2 protein-coding genes are annotated in these 3,920 nt (G+C 40.8%); one reads left to right on the top strand and one right to left on the bottom strand.

Annotation, left to right across the window (positions count from 1 at the left end):
- On the top strand, nt 1-911 hold a 911-nt coding region (locus BKK47_RS11765; protein WP_244149145.1), incomplete at its 5' end, for an FGGY-family carbohydrate kinase.
- A 24-nt stretch (nt 912-935) separates the two neighbouring features.
- Here the strand turns inward: BKK47_RS11765 and BKK47_RS11760 are convergent.
- Nucleotides 936-3,920, bottom strand: a 2,985-nt coding sequence (locus BKK47_RS11760; protein WP_077495011.1) for a type I restriction endonuclease subunit R, incomplete at its 5' end; no start/stop codon positions are given.

Genomic DNA, 3,920 nt, shown 5'->3' with positions numbered 1-3,920 from the left:
GAAAATTGACCGCACTTGGAGCAAAGTTATTAGATCCGACAGGGGCTTTACACGCAAATATTCCATTTTGTCCACCAGAAGGCGATGCAGGCACCGGAATGGTGGCAACCAACTGTATTAAAGAAAAAACAGGGAATATTTCCGCTGGTACATCAGCCTTTGCAATGATTGTATTAGAAAAAGCATTATCAAGAGTCTATGCCGAATTAGATATTGTTACTACACCCGCGGGAAAATTAGTGGCAATGGCTCATGCCCAAAATTGTACGACTGATATTAATGCTTGGGTTAATTTATTGGGCGAATGTTTACAAACATTTGGTATCAAAATTTGTACTGAAGAATTATACGAGACGCTATTTCTTCATGCTTTACAGGGGGATACGGATTGTGGCGGATTATTGTCCTACGGATTTTATTCTGGGGAACATAATGTCGGTTTGGAAAAAGGCTGCCCGTTATTTTTGCATCCGGCTAACGCCAAATTTAATTTAGCTAATTTTATGAGGGTTCACTTATATACAGCATTTGGTGCAATGAAATTAGGCATGGATATTTTATTGCGGCAGGAAAAGGTTACAATCACGCGTATTCTTGGACACGGCGGCATTTTTAAAACGGAAAATGTTGCTCAACAAATATTAGCTTCTGCATTAAATATTCCGCTTGCGACAATGGAGACCGCTTCTAATGGCGGTGCTTGGGGGATTGCTTTATTAGCCAATTTTTTAAGTCGCTCAAAAACCTTTTCTTTAGAAGACTATCTGGACAATGATATTTTCAATCAAGTGGAAATCAGCTTAGTTTATCCGGAAAAACAAATCACAGAAGGTTATCAGCAATTCATTGAGCGTTACAAACAAGGCATATCAATTGTCCAAACTGCGATAGAGCAGGATTTTATTGAATAAGGGCGAATTTTCGTCCCTTCATCCTTATTCAGTGGTTAATTCATCGGCAATTTCTTCGGCTTGTTGTAAGACGAATGTTATTGCTTCTTCTGCTTTATCCGGTGGATATTTATATTTTTGCAATGCTCGGCGAACGAGTAGCCGAATTCTTGCTCGCACGGCTTCTTTATGTTGCCAATCAATACTGACGGATTTTCGCAGAATATTGGTGATCTCTTTTGCCAATGCTGAAAGGGTTTCATCTTGCATTAATTCCCTTGCACTCCCGTTTTGAGAAAGGGCATCATAAAACGCCAATTCTGTAACGCTTAAACCGAGTTTTTCGCCTCGTCCCAAACGCTCGGAAAAATCCCGTCCCATTTGCACCAGTGCATCCAGAATTTCAACTACCGTGAGATTGTGGTTGTGATATTGATTTAAAGCTTCTTGTAAACGTTGTTCAAAGTCTTTCTGTGCTACAAGGTTTCTCCCTGCTTTTGCTTTGATTTCTTGCTTCAAGTAGCGTTCCATTGCCAATACCCAAAGGCTTTTGGTTTCGCTATTTTTTATCGCCTGTAAAAACTCATCAGAAAGCAAATTAATTTGTGTTTGTTCTTTACCAAGCAATTCGAACAAATCAATCGTGCCTTCTGAAACAATACTTTGGTTGATTAAGGCCTTAAGTTGAATAAGCCGTTCTTGCGTGCCGGTGCCTTTTTGTTCACGTTTGGAAAGCACCGCACGTACCGCATCATAAAATGCAATTTCTTGATTATAGGGCTCTGCCTCTTTTAATGCACCACATAGCGCATAACCTTTTTTAAGGCTGGCTACAGTTTTTAAAAAGGCTTTTTTGCGGGGCTCAGGATCATCTGAATTTTTCCATTGTTGATGATATGCTTTATCATCATCGGTCTGTTGATCAAGTCTTGAGATATGTTCTGCTGCACGTGCAATGGCTTTGAGTAATAGTGCCGGTTCGGCTTCAGTAATAGCGGATGGCACATCAAAAGTCTTACCGTTAATTTTAGTTGTAAACAAAGTGCGGATAAATTCGAGTTGCTCTTTCATTTTAAAGAACACTTCTTGCACATTTTCCGCCAATTTCCCCTTGCCTGTGGAATTAGTGTATTGTTTCGTTGCCTCTTTTAATTCTTCGGCTAAACCCACATAATCTACAATCAACCCACCGTTTTCTCGGCTTTTATTTGCAAATACACGGTTTACACGAGCAATAGCTTGCATTAGATTATGTCCTTTCATCGGCTTGTCGAGATACATGGTATTACAACAAGGTGCGTCAAATCCTGTGAGCCACATATCACGGACAATCACGATTTTTAACGGATCATTCGGATCTTTAAAACGGCGTTCAAGGGTTTGCTTTTCTTGTTTGCTGTAAACGTGTTTCTGCATTTTGAGGTCATCGGATGCAGAACCTGTCATCACAATTTTTATCGAACCCTGATTGATATCATCAGAATGCCATTCTGGGTGAAGGGCGGTAATTTGATGATATAAATCCACACAGATTTGACGGCTGGAAACCACAATCATCGCTTTACCGTCCTGCTGTTCATTACGTTTGCTAAAATGGCTGACAAAATCCATTGCAAGATCCCGTAATCGGGCTTCTGAACCCAGTAATTTTTCTCGCAAGCGTAATTTCGGATTATCTTCGTTTTCTAACAGTTCATCAATTTCAGCAAATAAGGCTTCGTGATTGGTTTTTTCTGCCAGTTGAATTTGCCTTGCTTCATAAATAATCGGCACAGTTGCCCCATCTTCCACCGCATCTTGCAGATCATAAATGGAAACATACCGCCCAAACACTTCTTGTGTATCTTTATCCTCAAGGCTAATTGGCGTACCGGTAAAACCGATAAAAGAGGCGTTGGGTAGGGCATCCCGCAAATGGCGGGCGTAACCTGCTTGATATTTGCCGTTGTGTAATTTTTTGGTTAAACCATATTGGCTACGATGTGCTTCATCGCTAATCACAATAATGTTAGAACGGCTATTTAATATCGGGAATTTATCTTCTGTTTCCTCTAAGCCAAATTTTTGAATCGTGGTAAAAAACACCCCGCCGGATTCACGTTCACTTAATAATTGGCGAAGTGCTTCCCGATCTTCCACCTGCTGTGGCGTTTGTTTGATTAAATCTTTACCGCTACTGAAAGTTTGGAAAAGTTGTCCGTCTAAATCGTTACGATCCGTGACCACCAAAATTGTAGGGTTCTTCAATTCAGGTTGGGAAAGCAATTTGCCGGCATAAAACAGCATAGAAATAGATTTACCTGATCCTTGCGTGTGCCACATCACACCAATACGTTTATCCCCTTGTTCGCTAGTGGCAAAAAGGGTGGATTCCACCGCTTCATTGACCCCGTAATATTGGTGATAAGCGGCAATTTTTTTAATTAACGTCCCATTAGAATTCCGTTCAAACAACACAAAGTAACGTACATAATCCAGCAATTTTTGTGGCGTGAGTAAACCATTCAACAAATTTTGCAATTCATCGCCAAAATCTAACCGCTGGCTCTGGGCTTTTTCATCTACCACTTTCCAAGGAGTAAAACGTTGAAAATCAGCCGAAAGCGATCCTAATCGAGTATTCAAGCCATCACTGATAATCAAGGCTTGGTTATAAACAAAAAGATCAGCAATTTCATCTTTGTAGGTTTGCAACTGATTAAAGGCTTGCAACAAATCGGCCGACTCACGCAGGGGATTTTTCAACTCAAACACCACCAAAGGCAAACCATTCACAAAACCGATAATATCAGGGATTCGTTTGCCTCCTTTACGGCTGCGAATTTCGAGTTGATTCACCATCACAAAACGGTTGTTTGTCCAGTGTTCAAAATCTACTAGGCGTGCCACATCAAATTTCTGCTCTCCGTTTTTCCGATATTCCACCTTCACGCCATCACGCAACCGTTTATAAAACTCCTGATTTCGCCCCACTAATTCGCCAATGTCGCCTTTAGTCACCGATTTCACGACAAAATCAACCGCACTTTC

The sequence above is a fragment of the Rodentibacter mrazii genome, assembly GCF_001998825.1.
Lineage (GTDB): Bacteria > Pseudomonadota > Gammaproteobacteria > Enterobacterales > Pasteurellaceae > Rodentibacter > Rodentibacter mrazii.
This window is presented reverse-complemented; position numbering and strand designations above follow the sequence as displayed.